The sequence below is a fragment of the uncultured Bacteroides sp. genome, from assembly GCF_958445495.1.
GTDB lineage: Bacteria > Bacteroidota > Bacteroidia > Bacteroidales > Bacteroidaceae > Bacteroides.
This window is the reverse complement of record NZ_CAUCSQ010000021.1, coordinates 1-18,574: the sequence shown is the minus strand read 5'-3', so window position 1 is coordinate 18,574 and position 18,574 is coordinate 1. Positions and strand designations below refer to the sequence as shown.

Sequence of the window (18,574 nt, the reverse complement as noted above, 5' to 3'; positions counted from 1 at the left end):
AAAACATGGAAAAACATGCTTCAATGGACTTGAGGAACTTTCGAAAGGCCTTAGTCTGTCTAGGTATGGCTGTATGCTTTACAACATTCTCTTATGCATCGGGAGAAGTTAACACGTTCCTTTCTGATGAGAATATGGAAAATCCTCCTATTAGTTATGGACTTGAACAAACTAAAGAAAAGTTAATTCAGGGGTTTGTGCGTGATAAGAAGGGAGAACCAATTATCGGTGCTAATATTCAAGTAAAAGGTAAGAGTGTCGGAGTTATCACTGATATGGATGGTCTGTATCAGATGAAGGTGCCTGAAAATTCAGTTCTTGTAGTCACTTATATAGGATATAAGGCACAAGAAGTTAATGTAGGTAAAAGTACGACTGTCAATGTTACATTGGAAGAAGATACCAAACAGTTGGAGGAAGTAGTGGTTACGGCTTTTGGTATTAGTCAAAAGAAGGAAACGTTGGTCGGTTCGGTAGAACAAATCAAACCGGATGCTTTGAAAGCCCCCACTACTAGTCTAAGTAGTAACTTTGCCGGTAAATTGGCGGGGGTAATTGCAGTACAAAGATCTGGGGAACCGGGAGCGGACGGTGCAAACTTCTGGATTCGTGGTAAATCAACGTTCAGTAGTGCGTCAGGAGCCAATAATCCTTTGATTGTACTTGATGGAGTCGAAATTAGTTCTGGTGATCTAGATGCACTTGATCCTGAAGTTATTGAAGGATTTTCTATTTTGAAAGATGCTACTGCTACTGCTCTTTATGGTACACGCGGTGCTAATGGAGTAATGATTGTTACCACTAAGCAAGGAGCAGACTTAGCGAAACCAATTATTAACTTTCGCTTTGAAACAGCTTTCAATGTAATGAATGAAATTCCGGAAATGGTAGACGGAATATCATATATGAATTTATACAACGAGGCCCGTAGGACTCGTAATGATGCCGGAAGAATATATTCGGAAGAGAAAATAGCCGGAACAAAAGCCGGAAAAAATCCATATTTGTATCCGAATGTAGACTGGTTTGGGGAAATGTTTAATAAGGTTTCTAATTCCGAACGATTTAATTTCAATATTCGTGGTGGGAAAAAAGCTGTTCATTATTTTATGAGTGCTTCCATCAAAAGAGATGGGGGTAACCTGAAGTCAAGAAGTAAAGAATTTTTCTCATTTAATAATAATATCAATGTTATTCGGTACGATTTTGTGAATAATTTAAGTATCAAGGCTACACCTACTACTAAAGTATCGTTGGGATTGAATGTTAGTATGAAAGATTGGAAAGGTCCAAGTACTAGTGCGGATGCTATTTTCGGATATTCTCGGCAGGCGTCTCCGGTAGACTTTCCTGTTTATTATCCATCTTCATGGAACAATCAGTTGACTTATACTATGTGGGGAGGTATGGAAGGTGGAACTTTCAATAATGGATACCGTAATCCAGTAGCTGAATACGTGACTGGCTATAAAACATACTTCTCTTCTACCGTTGATACCAAACTTAGAATAGATCAGGATCTTAAAATGATACTTCCCGGTTTGAAATGGCATGGGCTTATTTCGTTTAAAAACTTCTCAAAAAGTGAGGTAACACGTAATGCGGGATATAATCAGTTCCAGATTGCAGGAGAGAATGCAGATAATGGCGATGGTACGTACCTGTTGGAACGTGTCAATGATGAGGAAAAGTCTGCTACACTTGGCACGAGCGGAAGCTCATCCGGAGATCGTTGGATGTATATTCAAACTCATCTGGATTATAATCGTAAATTTGGTGTACATAGAGTAAATGCTATGTTGCTGTATGATCAAAAGCAGACTAATGTGAATAATCCGAGTAATTTATTATCTTCCTTGCCCCAACGAAAACAAGGAATAGCCGGACGTCTTTCTTATAGCTACGATGACCGTTATTTAGTTGAAGCTAATTTCGGTTATACCGGTTCTGAAAACTTTGCTAAAAATCATCGTTGGGGATTCTTTCCATCTGTTGCAGTTGGCTATAACATTTCACAAGAAAAATTTTGGGAACCTCTTTCGGATATCATCTCTCATTTAAAACTACGTGCTTCTTATGGTCTTGTCGGTAATGATGCTGTTGGAAGTCGTTTTGCATATCTGGAAGACATTACATTAGCTAGTTGGGGATATACCACAGGAACCAATATGGGGACAACTTATAAAGGTCCGGTATGGAACCGTTACTTCAATCCTGATTTGACCTGGGAAATCGGAGAAAAATTAAATGTAGGTATAGATGTACAACTGTTCCGTGACTTTAATTTACATATTGATGGTTTTAGGGAAATCAGAAAAAACATTTATATGCAACGTAGTAATACTCTTCCTATATTTGTGGGAACAGGAGGTACTTCAATTTATGGAAATTTGGGTAAGATGAGAAATGTCGGATTTGATCTGTCTATGGATTATAACAAACGAATCGGCAAAGACTTCTTTATCTCTGCCAGAGGTACATTTACTTTTGCACAGAATACCATTTTAGAGCGAGATGAACCTCCATATCAACTATATCCGCAATTATCCAGTGTAGGACGTTCAGTGGATGACTTTTTAATTTATGATGCTATGGGATTATTTAGAGATGATATGGAAATAGCCGGAAGCCCTGAACAAACATTAGGATATATTCCAATGCCAGGAGATATCAGATATAGAGATATACCGAATGCAGAAGGAGTAGCGGATGGAATTATCGATTCAAATGATAGAATATGGGCAGGTAATCCAAAGACACCCGAAATTGTTTACGGATTTGGTGCTTCCATGAAATATAAAAAATGGGATTTTTCTTTTTTCTTCCAAGGAGTAGCACGTACTTCTTTGTTAATTTCTAATATTCATCCGTTTGTGTCAAGTAATAAGGAAACAAGTCCTGGTGTAATGAAATTTATTGCAGATGATTATTGGAGTGAAGATAATCCGAATCCGAATGCCGCTTATCCGCGTCTTACTAATGGTATAAACGAAAATAATCAAGTCGGTTCTACATATTGGCTGCGTAATGGGGCATTTCTGAAACTTAAAAATGCGGAAATCGGATTTACACATAAATTTTTCAGGGCTTATATTAGCGGACGTAATCTATTGACTTTCTCTCCATTCAAACTGTGGGATCCGGAAATGGGAGGAGGAAACGGAATGTCATATCCTACACAGCGTACATATAATATAGGAATCCAATTTACATTCAAATAACAAAAATATGAAAGCTACAAATATATTATTATCCGTTGCAATCAGTGTTCTTTTATCTAGTTGTAATTATTTAGATATTGTTCCTGAAGAGCGTAATACACCAGAAGATACTTATAAAAATCCAGGGGCGGCCCGCGGTTTTCTTTACTCTTGTTATAGTAAGTTACCCAACTCCAGAAAGCCTGAACATATTGATAAATATTCGGCAGGAGAGGTATGTTTTCCGATGGAGAAAAATGATTTCCAGACATTCCCTCGTGGATATTATTCACCTAATTCGTTAAGCATCACTAAATCTTATTATGATGATATCTGGGTAGGCATCCGTCGTTGTTATGAATTTTTAGATGTAGTGGATTTGACCCCTAATATACTAGAAGAAAATCTGAAATATTATAAGGCGGAAGCCACTTTCCTGATTGGATATTATCATTTTCTTGCTTTGAGAGCGTATGGACCCATTCCTATCATTAGAAATCCATTGGACCATACAGCAGATGCTAGTACCTATCCCGAACGTTCTTCTGTAGAAGAAGTTGTTGAGTTTATTGACCAGAAGATAGAGGAGGCGCTACCGAATATGGCAGAATCTTTTGTAGGTGAAGAGTATGGGCGTTTTACACGCTATGCTGCTCTTGCATTACGGTCACGTTTACATTTGTATGCTGCTTCTCCTCTTTTTAACGGTAATAATGGCAATAGCTCTTTCTATGCTGATTTTAAAAGTAAACAAGATGGCAGATATTTAATTGCTCAAACAGAGAGCAGAGAAAAATGGCTAACTGCAGAGAAAGCCACCAGGGAAGCTATTGAAGAATTGGAAAACAATGGTTTTCGGCTTTACAATAGTAGTGATGCCGGGGAGCCTTCTGCTGCCAAACCCGGTCCGGTAGAGGCAAGTCAACGCGCCGTAAGATATGCATTCATGGATAACAAGGAAGGAATCAACCCTGAAGTGATTATGGTAGATACACGTCCGGAAACCCAATATGAGATACAAAATCAATCTTGTCCACGTCAGTCCGGTAACAATGCCTATAAGAATGCATATAACTCTTGTGCACCGACATTGCAGATTGTAGAAATGTTTTATACGAAGAATGGATTACCGATAGATGAAGATCTTGAATTTGATTATAACGGGCGTTACGATATTGTGAATATGCCTAACAATTATGATGGAAATAATTACAAAGACCCTAAAGGAAAGACCCTTCAATTACATTTGAATCGTGAACCGCGTTTTTATGCTTGGATTGGTTTTCACAATGGTTTCTTTGAAATTACAAAATATAATGGTTCCAATGTAAACAACAATAACAGTAAAAAAGCTATCCAATTAAAATTAATGTGTGGAGAAGCACAAGGAGCAAAAGAGGAGGCCAATGATGCTAATTACTCCGGAACAGGATACTTGAATAAAAAGTTCTTTCATCCTGCTTTCCAAACACTGAATGCTGCGGTGAAGTATCCGTATCCTATCATCCGTATGGCAGAACTTTACTTGAATTATGCAGAAATATTAATAGAATTGGGAGGCGAGGATAATTTAACTAAAGCAAAAGTGTACATAGATAAAGTGCGTGAAAGAGCCGGCGTTGATAAAATAGATGTAGCATGGGCTAAAGCCAAACATCCGGAAAAAGCCAATACACAAGAAGGTCTTCGAGAAATTGTGCGCCATGAACGTCAGATTGAATTTTATTTAGAGAACCATCGTTTCTGGGATTTACGTCGTTGGAAAAAAGCGGAAATTCTAGGGGAAAAAGTAAAAGCTATGAACATTTATGGCAAAACAGAAGAAGATTTCTTTCAAGTGACAGACGTAAATGTGATTCGCACTTTTAAAGAAGCACAGTATTTGATGCCTATTCCACAATCAGAAATAAATAAATGTCCTCAATGGGTACAAAATCCTGGCTATTAATATTTAATTCTAATTGTATGCAAAAGAATATATTTACAGTTGCAGCTATTTGTTTCACTTTCTTGATTTGTCAGACTAGCTGTGTACAACAAAAGAAAATATTACAATCTTTTACCCCCATTAGAATAGAAACTCCTGCTCGGGCAACCGGGCAGGAAGATGTGATTCAACTCACTGCTCCCAAAATAGATACAGTACGTGTTGGATTTATTGGTTTGGGGATGCGTGGCCCTGGTGCAGTGACACGTTGGACACATATTCCTAAAAGTAAAATCGTAGCTTTATGCGATCTTCGCCCCGAACGTGTAGAAAAGGCTCAGAGAATCCTAGAAAAAGCAGGATTACCAAAAGCTGTCTCTTACAGTGGTTCAGAAGATGCATGGAAGAAACTTTGTGAGCGTGACGATATCGACCTTGTATATATAGCGACTGATTGGAAGCATCATGCAGAAATGGGTGTATATGCTATGGAACATGGTAAACATGTAGCCATTGAAGTACCTGCAGCCATGACGATGGATGAAATTTGGCGTTTGATTGACACTTCTGAAAAGACTCGTAAACACTGTATGCAATTAGAAAACTGCATATATGATTTCTTTGAACTAACCTCTCTGAATATGGCGAAGCAAGGTGTTTTCGGTGAGGTCCTTCACGTAGAAGGTGCATATATCCATAATCTCGAAGAAGTATGGCCGCATTATTGGAATAATTGGAGAATGGATTATAATCGTAAATATCGTGGAGATGTATATGCTACTCATGGGATTGGTCCAATATGTCAAGTTCTCGATATTCACCGTGGAGACCGCATGAAGGTGTTAGTAGCAATGGATACAAAAGCTGTAAATGGCCCTGCTTATATAAAAAAACAGACAGGAAAGGACGTTACCGATTTTCAGAATGGTGATCAGACGTCAACGTTAATACGTACTGAAAAAGGAAAGACCATGTTGATTCAACATAATGTAATGACTCCTCGTCCCTATAGTCGTATGTATCAAATTGTGGGAACAGATGGTTATGCCAGTAAATATCCTATACAGGAATATTGTTTACGTCCTACACAGGTTAGTTTGACAAAAGTTCCCGAACACGAGAATCTAAATGTACATCGGTCCGTATCTGCAAAAGTCAGAAAAGCATTAATGGAAAAGTATAAGCATCCGATTCATCAGGAACTGGAGGAAACTGCAAAAAAAGTGGGCGGTCATGGTGGCATGGATTTTATCATGGATTATCGATTAGCTTACTGTCTGCAAAATGGACTACCATTAGATATGGACGTTTACGATCTAGCCGAATGGTGTAGTATGGCTGAGCTTACCCGTATTTCTCTTGAAAATAACTCTGCTCCGGTTGAAATACCAGATTTTACTCGCGGAGGTTGGAATAAAGTAAAAGGATATCAGCATGCTTTTATAAATAACTGATATCTTTGCGAACATTGGTAATTTATAAACTAATCCGGCTTTCTCCCCCAAAAAGTCGGATTAGTTATATGCTCTTATTCCTATCTTAAATTAAAGGAACATGAAACGGCTATTTCAGGGCTATTCTCTGATATTTTAGATGGTGAATAAGTTTTGTTTATATACTCTTTAATTCAATACTTATTATACATTTAAGGTATATCATTATTTACTTTCATTCTAAAGTTCCCTATTCCCATTATTCCAAAATTTCTGCTTGTATGTTAATCTCTTTGAGCATTGAAATAATTGTGATGGGGTTAATATCACAACACTCTATTCTCAGGATTTTTTCCCAATCCTCAAAATCCACACTACATTTATGAATTTGGGGATATTGTATGAATAGTGTCTTCATCTTTTCTATATCTTGTTCATCCACAATTGAAGTTCTAAAAATCAGAATTAGTTCTTGCATCTTTTATTTTTTTATTAATATTTACTAGGGCTCTTCTGTCTTACAGACAATACTTGCACTTACAGACGCCTCGATGATTGTTAGTCTCATTTAAAAATTTCCTACTTTATTTTTTTGCAGTAATTATTATCAGTGCTTGTGGTAAGAAAAGCCAAAAACCAGAAATAGGCTCTGCAATACACCCTGCCACGGCAAATATCAAAATGCAATATCCCAAAAACAGAGGTGCAGGTTTTTGCTCTTTTTTGATATAGTATTGTAGTGTTTGTCCCCAAAAAATAAGTATAATCCCACACGTTAAAAACCAAAAAGCGAAAGCATGGCTATAATTATCAACTGTGGAATTTATTAATCCATCTCTTATCATCTCTGCAAAATCCTTTTTTCCAAGTAGTAGTGCATAAATCGTGTGGATTACTCCTGTTATAATAAGAAATGTTCCACTATATTTCCAAAGTTTCGTATTTTTTGTCATAAGTAATATCTTATTTAATAGCATGATTACTAATCAAAATGATTCTAAAAGTTAATCATTAATTTTACCTTTTAACTCTTCCTTTAGTTCTGATGGAATATCATTCCAATGCAAATCTAATAGGGCTCCTTCTAAAGAATAGAGATAATAGCATACAGGTATTGTCTTTTCAGGATCATTCTTACGTATTCTTTTGAAAGCCTCTACTGATGTTACTTCTGCAAGATCGGCTAAAGTGAATATGCCAATTTCATTAAGGTATTTCTCAATAGTTACGCCGATGTTCTTCGCTTTTCGTAAATCGCTGTTTATTTTTAATTTCATTTTACTATGGATTATATTATATATAGTCTTCTTAAATATTTATTTAATGTAAGTATCACATAGAACAAAAAAACAATTGTTTAATGTAATTTCATGATGCGAAGTTAAAGCATAGAGTTTTTTAAAAATAGGAAAAATCGGACAGCTTATTCAATAGTAATCTTCGAGGGAGTTTTGCCGTAAAACAATTTAAACTCTTTTATGAAATGAGTTTGATCATAGTAACCAAAATCGTAAAATAATTTTTCCGCTTTTATTGATTTAATTGAAGGGTCTGCCTTTAAAAGATTCTGGAAACGAACAATTCGGCAGAAAGATTTGGCTGTATCTCCTATATAAAAATTAAAAAGGCGTTGTAAATGACGACTGCTTATTCCATCATTCAAATCTTTTTCAATATTAATCACTCCTTTGTTTTTTAAAATAGTTTCTAATGCACAGAAAAATCTATTATCAAAAAGTTTATCTATTTTATTAATATGATTGATAAAATAGTGATTGAGTTCATTGCACAAATCTTGAAGACATAAACATTTATGTTCCGATTGTTGAATTACATTGTATAGATGAGGCTGCACGATATTTAAATGCTCGTAATGATTACTTAATTCTGATGCATCTATATTAAATAGTAAAGGGAATATACCCGGAAAGAATCGTATTCCGAAATAATTAAATTCTTTATCAATGCCAATCTTCACAAAAGAATTGCAGTACCCCATTATATATGCTTCATTATGATCAATATAGTTAAAAATTACATCAATACATCCGTCAGAAACTACACGATAATTGTATATATCATCTAGTCGTTTGGTAGTTTTTAGATTCCAGTAACAATAAATAAATTCTTGTAGTTGTGTATCGGGTGGTAACTCAACATATGAGACTTCGCCATCGGTACTCATTACTGCTGGCTGAACTGGACTGTATAGGCTTCTTATGTTATATTTTAATTTCAAAATATGAGTGTTGACTAGTTCATTACTTTATAATATCTTTATATATGTTGTATCATGAAATGAGAGGCACAGCGACGGAGTATCTGCTTCGTTTTCGAGCTGGATTACCACATTCCACCCCGAATCAAAAGCTAACACAGCTTGGAAATATTTAGTATAGAAATCTACATACTCCTTTACTTTATTTGTACGAAACGTAATTGGAAGGTCTTTGGACTTCATGCTGACTACATTAATTTATTGCAATATAGTGAAATTTAGGATGTGCGCATGGGGTTTATCATGAAGATTTAAGTGTTATTTAGAAAACTAGCTCATAGAGACAGTAGCAGTTTTATTATGCCATCCACAGACAGTTTTGAAAACGACTTTTGATTCTTCCTTCATTTACTGGTGAAAATAGAATCAACACGTTTTATAAACCATTAAAATTAAATGTATGGAAGTAATAATTATTGAAAAAAGGACATTCTCGTATGTCTGCGAGAAGTTCACGAAGTTTGCCAAGCGGATAGAAAGTTTGTGTAGCACACTCATACCCAGAAAGTAGAAAACTGGTTGGATAGTCAGGAAGTATGCCTGTTGCTAGGCTTTGGTAAACGAACACCTACGGGTTAAGCTTTGAATCTCCACACCTGCGCTACGCTTCGGGTTGTATGTTCAACTTAAGACTTGCACAGACTGGATGCTACACTGATAGAGTTAATGTTATTAATCCATTTCGGAAAAAATGTATTGGTTGAGTTTAGCCGATAGAGAAGTAGCCGATTTATCTGGATTATTGTTCAACAGAGCTATCTTTATTCGTATCTTTGCAATTATAAAGCATTTAATATGGATAAATTCAATGCGAATGAAAGTGTAGACACTGCAAGATTGGAAAAGCTATTTCTTGAAAGTGGCACGCTGAAAATACTTAGAAAAAATGAATATATGGTTCGTCAAAATGACAAGACGAATCATATAGGTTTTGTTACATCAGGTATATTTCGCCTTACTCGCATAGATACGAATGGGAACGAGTGGATTGTCGGTTGCAGTTTTGAAAATGATTTCGTATGTGATTATCCATCTTTAATTAATAGAGCCGATGCAACAGTTAGCATACAGGCAACAACTGACTGTGAGGTTTATTTGTTACCATTGAGCGAACTAAACCAATTTTGGGAAACAGATATGGAAACACAGCGTTTAGGCAGACGTATTGCCGAAACTATGTTTGCAGAGATATACCAACGTAATAACAATGGATATACCTACCTTGATGTGTTAATCAGTGCCACCAAATTGGGAATGAAATGCTTGTTGTGGTATGGGTTTATGACGATTAACGATAAACAGGCACTCAATAAATATGTATCGGAGAAGTTAAATAAGGCAGGTATTAAAGATTATATGTGTTCTGAATTGATTATGAACTCCATAGAAAAAGATACAGTAATCTGTAATCCGGGCATATTGGGAAGTGGAATCTTAGCGACTAACTTATCGCAAAAGTCCAATGTAGCGATTCTGAATTACAGTAAGAGACTGGTTGAAATCTATAAAAACGCTCGATATAAAGAGTTTGACGGTAGTTTACACAATGATACTATTAGCAAAAAGCAAAATATTAAAATCAAAAGACATCTTTAATTGTGTGAGACATGAATAAACTATCCGAACAGAGGTAGATAGCACGTTGCTAAACCAATTACCCTCTTCAAAACGATATATTGTAATCCATTGTTTATCAGTTGGGTATTTTCTAAACTTACAGTAGTGGCATAGGAGTGCCGGGTTGAATGTATGCACAGATTTTTCTATAATCTACATACATCTGTAATTTCTTTCAGGTAACTGTCCGTGCGTTGATTGCTCGATACTGGCAATAGTTTTCCGGTACATTCAGCCACATTTTTATACTTTGCAAGAATCGAAGCAGCCATAGGCAACACAGGAATATTACACATGATTTTTGTCTTTTGGCGGTTCTTTCTTATCCAAAGCTCCCCTTTATTATCTCGTACCAAGTGCTCAGGTGATAAGTCTTTCACATCGTTGAACGCAAATCCGGTAAAGATGCAAAATACAAAAATATCCCGTACCAGTTCTACTCGCTTAATAGTAAACTCTTTAGCGAGAGTAATTTTAATTTCATCCATAGCTAGAAATTCTGGATTGGTTTCTTCCAACTTGAAGCGATAGTAAGTAAACAAATGTCTCGCTACGGAAACTGTTATTTTCCTCTAAATATAAAATATGTAACGTCATATCTTTATGATTTTTTCTATTTTTGTGTTTGAAGAGTTTAAACAATTTAGATATGGAAAATTATAATTCATACATTGGAAGGTTGGATTATTCCAAATTCATACAATTTGCCAAAGATAAAGGTAAGGTGCATATTTATCATAAGAAAGATTTTTTTATTGAGCAAAATAGGGTGTCTGACCAAGTTGGATGGATCGAAACTGGAGCATTTCGTTATATGCATACTGATAAAAATGGAAAAGAGCATGTTGTAGAATATTCATTTGCCAAAGAGTTTGTCTGCGATTACTCATCTTTTATACATCAAAGTACTTCATTGGTAAATATCCAAGCTATGTCTGAATGTGTAGTCTACCAACTATCTTATCAAGATGTAGTTGCGTATTTGGAAACAGATATGGAAACACTTCGTTTTGGGAAGCAGACCGTGGATGCCCTATATGAAATGATGTACAAACGGTACTTGGATCTTTATTGTGATTCCCCGGAAGAGAGCTATTTGAAGTTAATGCAACGGTGTCCTGATTTGAAAGAGATAGCACCTTTAAAAGAGATTGCTTCTTATCTAAGAGTTACCCCGACTACTGTAAGCAATATTAGGCGAAAAATAACATTTTAGGACTAAACTCTCAAACTGTTTTGAGAGTTTCATTTGAAACGGAAAAATGAGTATGTATTTCTTAGAAGTATGCACTTTTTTGCTTTACCTTTATTGTCTAAATTGATATTTCAATTTGCATTTGTGTTGGGCTAATCTAAAAAACAGTGAAAGTTTTAACGATTTTCATACTAAATCTTATTCCTTGCCTTGCCTTTGCACAAGAGGGATGGACAACAAAAGACTCGATAAGACTATCTAAGATGTTAGATGGTGAAATACCGATACATATAAACAATGCCTTTAAAAAAGAATTGGAGCAATCCCTGACAGGTTCTTGTCTAAAGGAAAGCAATAATAAATTGGACGATTTTATATTAGATATAAAGATTAAAAGTGATTTGTGTAAATACAACCAGTTAGGTAAGCCTTGTATATACGTTCAATCAGATTTATTATCAGACAGTACTTATAGTAAGAAGATTGAATATATAAATATAAAGGGCTTTAGAATAAGTAGCAAAACATATATTGACAACCCTTATGTTAGTATAGAAAGAAATACTAATATATCGATTCCATTGACTAAAAAACTAAATTTTAATATATATGGAAACTACGCTTTAGATAAAAAACGTAGTGTGATACTTCCTGCAACTTCTATCTCTTATAAGGTAGGAGCAGGATTTTCGTATGAGATAGGCAAATATGCCATTATTAAATCCCAAACGAACTACCAATATAACATAATACAAAAAAGATGGGAATGGTTCTTCGGAGCAGGAGTCTCTTTTACTTTTTAATAATCTTGTAATCAATAAACTGAATTAGTATGATGCGATTAAACAAAATAATAACATTTACATTTTTCCACCTATTAGGTTGCTTTCAAACAGTCGTTTGGGGACAAATGATTAACGGAAAAATAATAGATGCCAAACAACTACCTATAGACGGTGCGACTATTATTCTGCAAGCGATGGATTCGACCTATATAGGTGCATCCATATCCAATGCCGACGGCATATTTGTTTTTAAAAGCCAACAGAAAGAATACCGCTTGATAATACAACACCTTTTATATGAAACTAAACAAATGGTAGGTAAGGGAAATGATGCTGGAATTATTCAACTTCAATCTAAGGACTATGCTTTGGATGAGATTATTATAAAGGCGGAACGTCCTTTCGCAAAAGTGGAGAATGGAGTTTTAGGGTATAATCTTGCTATTCTTACCCAAAATCAACTTGTAAACAATGCTTATGAAGTATTGACGAAGATACCGGGAGTGCAAGAAGATAGAGGAATATTAACTTTGGCTGGAGCAGGAAAACTGACTGTTATTTTAAATGGGAAACCTACAACAATGGATGCCGGACAGCTTGAAACAATTTTGCGCAATACTCCGGTTAATCGTGTAGAAAAAGCGGAAGTAATGTACAGCGCGCCTCCTGAATATCATGTACGGGGTGCAGCTATTAATGTCGTTTTAAAGCATTCAAACGACTACTCTTTTCAGGGGGAGATAAGTGCTGACTATAAGAATCAATACTTCAATGATGGAGGGATGAATGGAAATTTTCGTTTATCAACTCCGAAAATGGTTTTTGATGTGATGTACGGAGCAAATAACGTGAAAAATATGGAGTATATAGACCTTGATTCCAAACATACGCTAAACGATGAACTACATAATATCATACAAAATGAACAGTTACGTAGTAAGTACTGGAATCACGACCTTAGAGCAGCTTTTGAATATAACTTCAACGACAAAAACAATATCAATATAGCATACACAGGTAGTTATACCCCCGACCAGCATAATAATAGCCGGACATCAGGCAATTACCAAACCAGCAATGTTGATAAATATATTGACAATCAAATGCATAATATTACATTGCAATATCATTCTGGATTCGGGCTTGAAATAGGTGGTGACTATACACATTATACATCCAATAATAATCAAAGGCTACATGCTGATTATCAAGATGGAAATCAGAGTAGTTTCTCTATGGTTGGCGGACAAAAGATAGACCGCTATTCTATCTATGCAGACCAAAAGCAGTCTTTATCCAAAGGATGGAATCTGGGTTATGGAGTTTCCTACCGATTTGCTAAAGACCTTGATTTTCAAACTTATGATGAAGTGACAGGTAACATTCAAACTCAAAATACATATTCCAATCTAAGAGAACAAACTACCAGCTTTTATGTATCATTGAGCAAAAACTATACAACAGGGACATCTTTATCCGTTTCTGCTACGGGAGAATATTATACTATTGGAAATTATCATAAATGGGCAGTCTACCCACAAACATCATTGACTTATTTTGAAACCCCAAAACATATATTTCAGTTCTCATTATCTACGGATAAAACTTATCCAGGCTATTGGGATATGCAATCTTCCGTCAGTTATCTTAATGGATATACAGAATTATGGGGAACACCGAATTTGAAGCCAATGACGAATTATAATCTGAATGGGAGTTATATCTTTTTGCAGAAGTATATTTTTAGTCTGTTTTTCACACACACATCAGATTATTTCACACAAGCAGCCTATCAATCTACTGACAGGCTGGCACTAATCTATAAAAATACAAATTGGAACTATATGCAGATATGGGGGGCAAATGTCATATTCCCCTTTAAAGTAGGAAACTGGCTGGATTCCCGATTAACTTTAGTCGGTATGCAAATGCACCAACGCTGTGACGATTTTTTCGACATCCCTTTCAATCGTAAGAAATGGGTATTTAGCGGTACACTGGATAATACGTTTAAAGTAAATAAAAATTTGTCTTTCGAGTTAATGGGAAATGTACAGACCCCTGTCATACAAGGGACCTTTGATATAGAATCTATTTTTAATCTCACTGCCGGATTGAAATGGAATTTTGCAAATGACAAATTGAGTTTATCCGCCCGTTGCAATGATATATTTGATACAGGGATGCCTGCAACAAGAGTCCGCTTTAAGGGGCAAAACTTGAATATGAATAGCGGATTTTATTCACGAGCATTTACTTTACATTTCAGTTATCGCTTTGGTGGATATAAGAAAAAGGAGATAAAAGGAATAGATACATCAAGATTTAGATACTAATTTAAAAATAATATGAGAATATTGTTGCTGATTTTGAGCATTTTATGCTTCTGTTCATGCAAAACGTCACTAATCACCTATCGAAATGGATATGTGTTTGACAAACAAGGTAAAACTATTGGGAATTATGCTAATGGATATATTTACACCTCCAAAAGAATACTCAAAGGGTATTATTCTAATGGCTATATTTACGATGAAAATCATAATGTTATAGGGAATTATGTTAATGGATATGTAAAACTAGAAAAACAAAGATGATTAATCGATTTGTAGCAATATCATATATTCGCATATTATAACTGGAATGTTATATAATTTCCCAATTGTCACTATTGAATATATATCGATTTGGATTTGGGAGATAGATAATAAAGTATAGATATAAATTAAATATTAAAATGTAGGATGAAGCAGTTTTCCGATAGATTAATGACTATCAATGCAGAGATAGAAATAGCATGCATAGAATAGTAATGTGTTTTCCGATAGGGTTCTGTATATGATTGATTTTATCAGACCTTTATTGGAGAACTAAGGGAGTTTATCCATCAATATACATTTCAGAGTACTAAGCCATTTATCCATATACTTTAATGACATATATACACTTGAACTACGAAAGCCAAATGGCAGCAAAGAAGTTTTCAAGGAGTATTATAAGAAAAAGCAAACGGAAATAACCGATTTTTGTAATGCCAATCTTGATTTCTACCAATATTATCGCTCAAAAGCGACTTATTTAGATAGATACTATTTTTTGCCATAAGATAAGTTGAGTTTTTCTCTACTTGTGAAACATTGTGTCTTATCATACATTCAATTTAAACTTTTCTGTCTTTCAAACAAAACTAAAACATAAAAAAGTCCTACAATATCAATGTTATTGTAGGACTTGTCTCTTTTTTGTCGCCGTTTGGCTTTGTTCTTATGTGAACTGCCTGGGTCATGAACCAAGCGTTATTTCTTCCTCAATATCAGTGCTTTCAGAAATTTCGGCTTTGTACCCGTCATGCTTTAGTCTTTAAAAACTGTCTGCTGTTGTCCGGTGTCTGTCTGCCAACATCTTGGGTTCAAATGTACGCATTATTTTTTTGATTATGCAAACTGTTGGAAATAAACATTCTAAGGTTAGTGCAAGGTGCAAATATATATCTATATATAGCTTACACCTTGCACTAAAAAATAACCTTATTAAATCCGATACTTCTTCCTAAAATCAGTTGGATTGCAATCTTTGTATTTCTTGAATAGCTTGTTCAAATGGCTTTCATCTGTAAATCCAAGTTCCTCTACTATTTCGCTAATTCTCATTTCACTGTGCAAAAGCCGACTTTCCACCATTTTCATCTTATAGTTTAAGATATACTGCTGCATGGTTTCGTTGGTCTGCTTTTTGAAGTACCTCCCAAGATAATTAGGGGAAATGCCAAAATGCTGGCTTATCGCTTTAGCCTTTATCTTTTCGGGATAACAAATATTCGACTGGATGTATTGTAATATGTTCAGTGACTTTTCTTCTGAATTCTCGTCTATCTGTTCAGGCAGGAACAAAGCAATGTTACGGGCGACAACAATCACGATTGTATTGATTAGCTGCGTAATAATCTCACTGCTATATATCTTTTTGTTCAAATATTCACGAATAATTGCTTCTATCATAGGTTTTACCAGCAACTTGTCGGTTTGGTTGCGTAAGATACAGCCGGGGCGATGATTGGCGTGTTGTAGTATAAACTCTAACCGTTGGATATTCTCCGCACCGAAGACTGCCGAATGAATGTAAATGTCATTGAATTTTATATAGACGAACTTTGTAGTAGTATGAATGTCGAACGAATGTATATCGCCGGGAGTAATCATAAAGAGATGTCCGTCATGATAAAGGAACCTATTATTGTTTATCCACTGAACACCAGTTCCCGATAGTATATAGACCAATTCAAAGAACGTATGGTCATGTTCCTTTAATTGCGACTCGTCCAGTTCACTGAAACTGATTTCAAACGGTTGGTGTAGATTTTCCCTTTTCATTTTATGTAATCTGCTATTCAGGTATAAAGATACAAATAAAGAGAAAAAGAATACAGATTTTATTTTATGAATATGTATAACTTTGCCACAAATAGAAAGATAGTAGTAACTTTTATCATGAGTAGGTATGAAAACAGAATTGGAAAAATGTTTGTCGGGCGAATGGTACGATTGTCATGCTCCCGTATTTATGGAGTTTAAAAGAAAGACGCATGAATTGTTGCTGAAATATAATTCATTGCCGTATGATTGTAAAGAGGAAAAGTATGCGCTATTGAAAGAAATGTTTGAAAGCGTTGGCGATAAGGTTTCGGTAGGGCATTCTTTTATATGTGATTATGGCTGTAATATCCGTATAGGAAGCAATGTCAGTATTAATACCGGATGTACCTTTGTGGATTGCAATAAAATCACAATCGGAAACAACGTATTGATAGCTCCAAATGTACAAATCTATACGGCTACTCATCCGGTGGAACTGGACGAACGTTTAGAACCCGTAGAAAACCAAAATGGAATAGAATATATCCGCCATACGTATGCTTTGCCTGTAACCATTGAAGACGGCTGCTGGATTGGTGGCGGTGTTATCATCCTGCCGGGTGTTACCATTGGTCGGGGAAGTGTCATCGGGGCGGGAAGTGTTGTCACTAAATCCGTTCCGGCAAATAGTCTTGCCATAGGAAATCCATGTAGGGTAATTCGGGAAATCAATATTTCGTATAGCCATGATTAAATTAGTCGCTTTTGATTTGGACGGTACAATAGGCGATACCTTGCCGATGTGCATACAGGCTTTTAAGGAAGCCACACAACCCTATGCCGGACGTGAATTGTCGGACGAGGAAGTAGTACAGACATTTGGACTGAATGAAGAAGGCATGATAAGATGTGTGGTTGATGAAGCATACCAGCAACATGCGTTGTACGATTTTTATGTAATCTATGAAACATTACATAAAATAATGTGCCCGAAACCTTTTGAGGGAATACATGAACTGATAACCTTATTAAAGCAAAAGGGCATTGTCGTGACACTTATCACCGGTAAGGGAGCAAAAAGTTGCGATATAACACTGCGGCAGTTCAATATGGAAACCAGCTTTGCTAAGGTCGTTACCGGAAATGCGGAAAGAAATGTTAAGTCGGAAACGTTGGAAGAATTGCTGCATACTTATCATTTGTCAGCAGATGAAATCGTGTATATCGGAGATACGGTTTCGGATATAAAAGAGTGTCAGAAAGCAAATGTGAAATGTTTGTCTGCCGCATGGAATATTTCACAAAGCGAAACATTAGAAAGTCATAATGCTAAGAATGTGTTCTATTCTATATCGTCCATATCCGGCTTTCTCTTACCTCGAATAAGATAAATATTTGATTGATAATTATAGATTTTGAAAAGATGAAAGAGCTTTTAGAAAACATTTTATCAGAAATAGATGTAGAGATTGATGAGATAGACCTCTACGGTTATGATATTGTCGAAAATTCTCTTTCAATGGTACATCGTTTATCGGATAGAGACACAATACCCCAATGGTAGTAATGATGTAATCAGAAACTATATCAGTAAAGAACTGGATAACCTGACCTACTTCTTTAACCGTAATCTGGACTTTTACCAATATTATCGCTCTCATTCAACATTGTATGATGACTATTATTTTGTTCGTGGAAAGTCTGATTTCTTTTCATTTTTCATACTCTCACTTTTTTTAGATTGCAAAACTAATTTTAATCACTGTAAATGAGATAAATAGAGTATA

15 protein-coding genes and 3 pseudogenes are annotated in these 18,574 nt (G+C 35.5%); 12 read left to right on the top strand and 6 right to left on the bottom strand.

Annotated features, from left to right (window positions below):
- Nucleotides 1-5 precede the first annotated feature (5 nt).
- Genes Q5076_RS09140 through Q5076_RS09130 form a run of 3 tightly spaced genes read left to right on the top strand, consistent with a single transcriptional unit; the run spans nt 6 to nt 6,581 of the window.
- On the top strand, nt 6-3,221 hold the full coding sequence (locus Q5076_RS09140; RefSeq protein WP_303012630.1) for a TonB-dependent receptor: 3,216 nt from the start codon (nt 6-8) through the stop codon (nt 3,219-3,221).
- Between the two features lie 7 nt (nt 3,222-3,228).
- Nucleotides 3,229-5,148, top strand: coding sequence for a RagB/SusD family nutrient uptake outer membrane protein (locus Q5076_RS09135; RefSeq protein ID WP_303012629.1), 1,920 nt, complete (start codon nt 3,229-3,231; stop codon nt 5,146-5,148).
- A gap of 17 nt (nt 5,149-5,165) precedes the next feature.
- Nucleotides 5,166-6,581 (top strand): Gfo/Idh/MocA family protein, encoded by a 1,416-nt coding sequence (locus Q5076_RS09130; RefSeq protein WP_303012628.1) that lies wholly within the window; start codon nt 5,166-5,168, stop codon nt 6,579-6,581.
- A 238-nt stretch (nt 6,582-6,819) separates the two neighbouring features.
- On the opposite strand, the gene Q5076_RS09125 is transcribed toward Q5076_RS09130, so the two are convergent.
- The 4 genes from Q5076_RS09125 to Q5076_RS09110 form a co-directional block, all read right to left on the bottom strand.
- Complete coding sequence (locus Q5076_RS09125; protein WP_303012626.1) at nt 6,820-7,038, bottom strand: hypothetical protein; 219 nt, start codon at nt 7,036-7,038, stop codon at nt 6,820-6,822.
- A gap of 106 nt (nt 7,039-7,144) precedes the next feature.
- On the bottom strand, nt 7,145-7,513 hold the full coding sequence (locus Q5076_RS09120; protein ID WP_303012625.1) for a DUF6463 family protein: 369 nt from the start codon (nt 7,511-7,513) through the stop codon (nt 7,145-7,147).
- Nucleotides 7,514-7,564: 51 nt separating this feature from the next.
- On the bottom strand, nt 7,565-7,837 hold the full coding sequence (locus Q5076_RS09115; RefSeq protein WP_303012623.1) for a TfoX/Sxy family protein: 273 nt from the start codon (nt 7,835-7,837) through the stop codon (nt 7,565-7,567).
- 146 nt (nt 7,838-7,983) lie between these two features.
- Entirely contained in the window at nt 7,984-8,799 is an 816-nt protein-coding gene (locus Q5076_RS09110; RefSeq protein WP_303012622.1) for a helix-turn-helix domain-containing protein, read from the bottom strand.
- Between the two features lie 439 nt (nt 8,800-9,238).
- Between Q5076_RS09110 and Q5076_RS09105 the strand changes: the two are divergent.
- A pseudogene (locus Q5076_RS09105) lies at nt 9,239-9,405 on the top strand (DNA-binding protein); the annotation flags it as partial.
- A 228-nt stretch (nt 9,406-9,633) separates the two neighbouring features.
- Nucleotides 9,634-10,434 carry a Crp/Fnr family transcriptional regulator gene (locus Q5076_RS09100; RefSeq protein ID WP_303012621.1) on the top strand — a complete coding sequence of 267 codons (801 nt, stop codon included), beginning with the start codon at nt 9,634-9,636 and terminating at the stop codon, nt 10,432-10,434.
- Here Q5076_RS09100 and Q5076_RS09095 read toward each other — a convergent pair.
- Nucleotides 10,378-11,090, bottom strand: a pseudogene (locus tag Q5076_RS09095) (site-specific integrase); the annotation flags it as partial. The gene Q5076_RS09100 and the pseudogene Q5076_RS09095 overlap by 57 nt on opposite strands.
- A 14-nt stretch (nt 11,091-11,104) precedes the next feature.
- Between Q5076_RS09095 and Q5076_RS09090 the strand changes: the two are divergent.
- The 4 genes from Q5076_RS09090 (at nt 11,105) to Q5076_RS09075 (ending at nt 15,540) form a co-directional block, all read left to right on the top strand.
- The gene (locus tag Q5076_RS09090) at nt 11,105-11,671 is read left to right on the top strand and encodes a Crp/Fnr family transcriptional regulator (RefSeq protein WP_303012620.1); all 567 of its coding nucleotides are present in this window, start codon (nt 11,105-11,107) and stop codon (nt 11,669-11,671) included.
- 146 nt (nt 11,672-11,817) lie between these two features.
- Nucleotides 11,818-12,453 carry a hypothetical protein gene (locus tag Q5076_RS09085; protein ID WP_303012618.1) on the top strand — a complete coding sequence of 212 codons (636 nt, stop codon included), beginning with the start codon at nt 11,818-11,820 and terminating at the stop codon, nt 12,451-12,453.
- 29 nt (nt 12,454-12,482) lie between these two features.
- A complete protein-coding gene (locus Q5076_RS09080; protein ID WP_303012617.1) occupies nt 12,483-14,771 on the top strand; it encodes an outer membrane beta-barrel family protein in 2,289 nt (762 codons plus the stop codon).
- A gap of 550 nt (nt 14,772-15,321) precedes the next feature.
- Nucleotides 15,322-15,540 carry an RteC domain-containing protein gene (locus tag Q5076_RS09075; protein ID WP_368389379.1) on the top strand — a complete coding sequence of 73 codons (219 nt, stop codon included), beginning with the start codon at nt 15,322-15,324 and terminating at the stop codon, nt 15,538-15,540.
- Between the two features lie 425 nt (nt 15,541-15,965).
- On the opposite strand, the gene Q5076_RS09070 is transcribed toward Q5076_RS09075, so the two are convergent.
- Nucleotides 15,966-16,805 carry an AraC family transcriptional regulator gene (locus Q5076_RS09070; protein WP_303012616.1) on the bottom strand — a complete coding sequence of 280 codons (840 nt, stop codon included), beginning with the start codon at nt 16,803-16,805 and terminating at the stop codon, nt 15,966-15,968.
- 127 nt (nt 16,806-16,932) lie between these two features.
- Between Q5076_RS09070 and Q5076_RS09065 the strand changes: the two genes are divergently transcribed.
- From Q5076_RS09065 to Q5076_RS09055, 3 genes and pseudogenes are all read left to right on the top strand, one after another.
- Entirely contained in the window at nt 16,933-17,541 is a 609-nt protein-coding gene (locus tag Q5076_RS09065) for a sugar O-acetyltransferase (protein ID WP_303012614.1), read from the top strand.
- A complete protein-coding gene (locus Q5076_RS09060; protein ID WP_303012612.1) occupies nt 17,534-18,178 on the top strand; it encodes an HAD family hydrolase in 645 nt (214 codons plus the stop codon). Before Q5076_RS09065 ends, Q5076_RS09060 begins: the two co-directional genes overlap by 8 nt.
- Nucleotides 18,179-18,210: 32 nt before the next feature.
- A pseudogene (locus Q5076_RS09055) lies at nt 18,211-18,524 on the top strand (RteC domain-containing protein); the annotation flags it as partial.
- Nucleotides 18,525-18,574 lie beyond the last annotated feature (50 nt).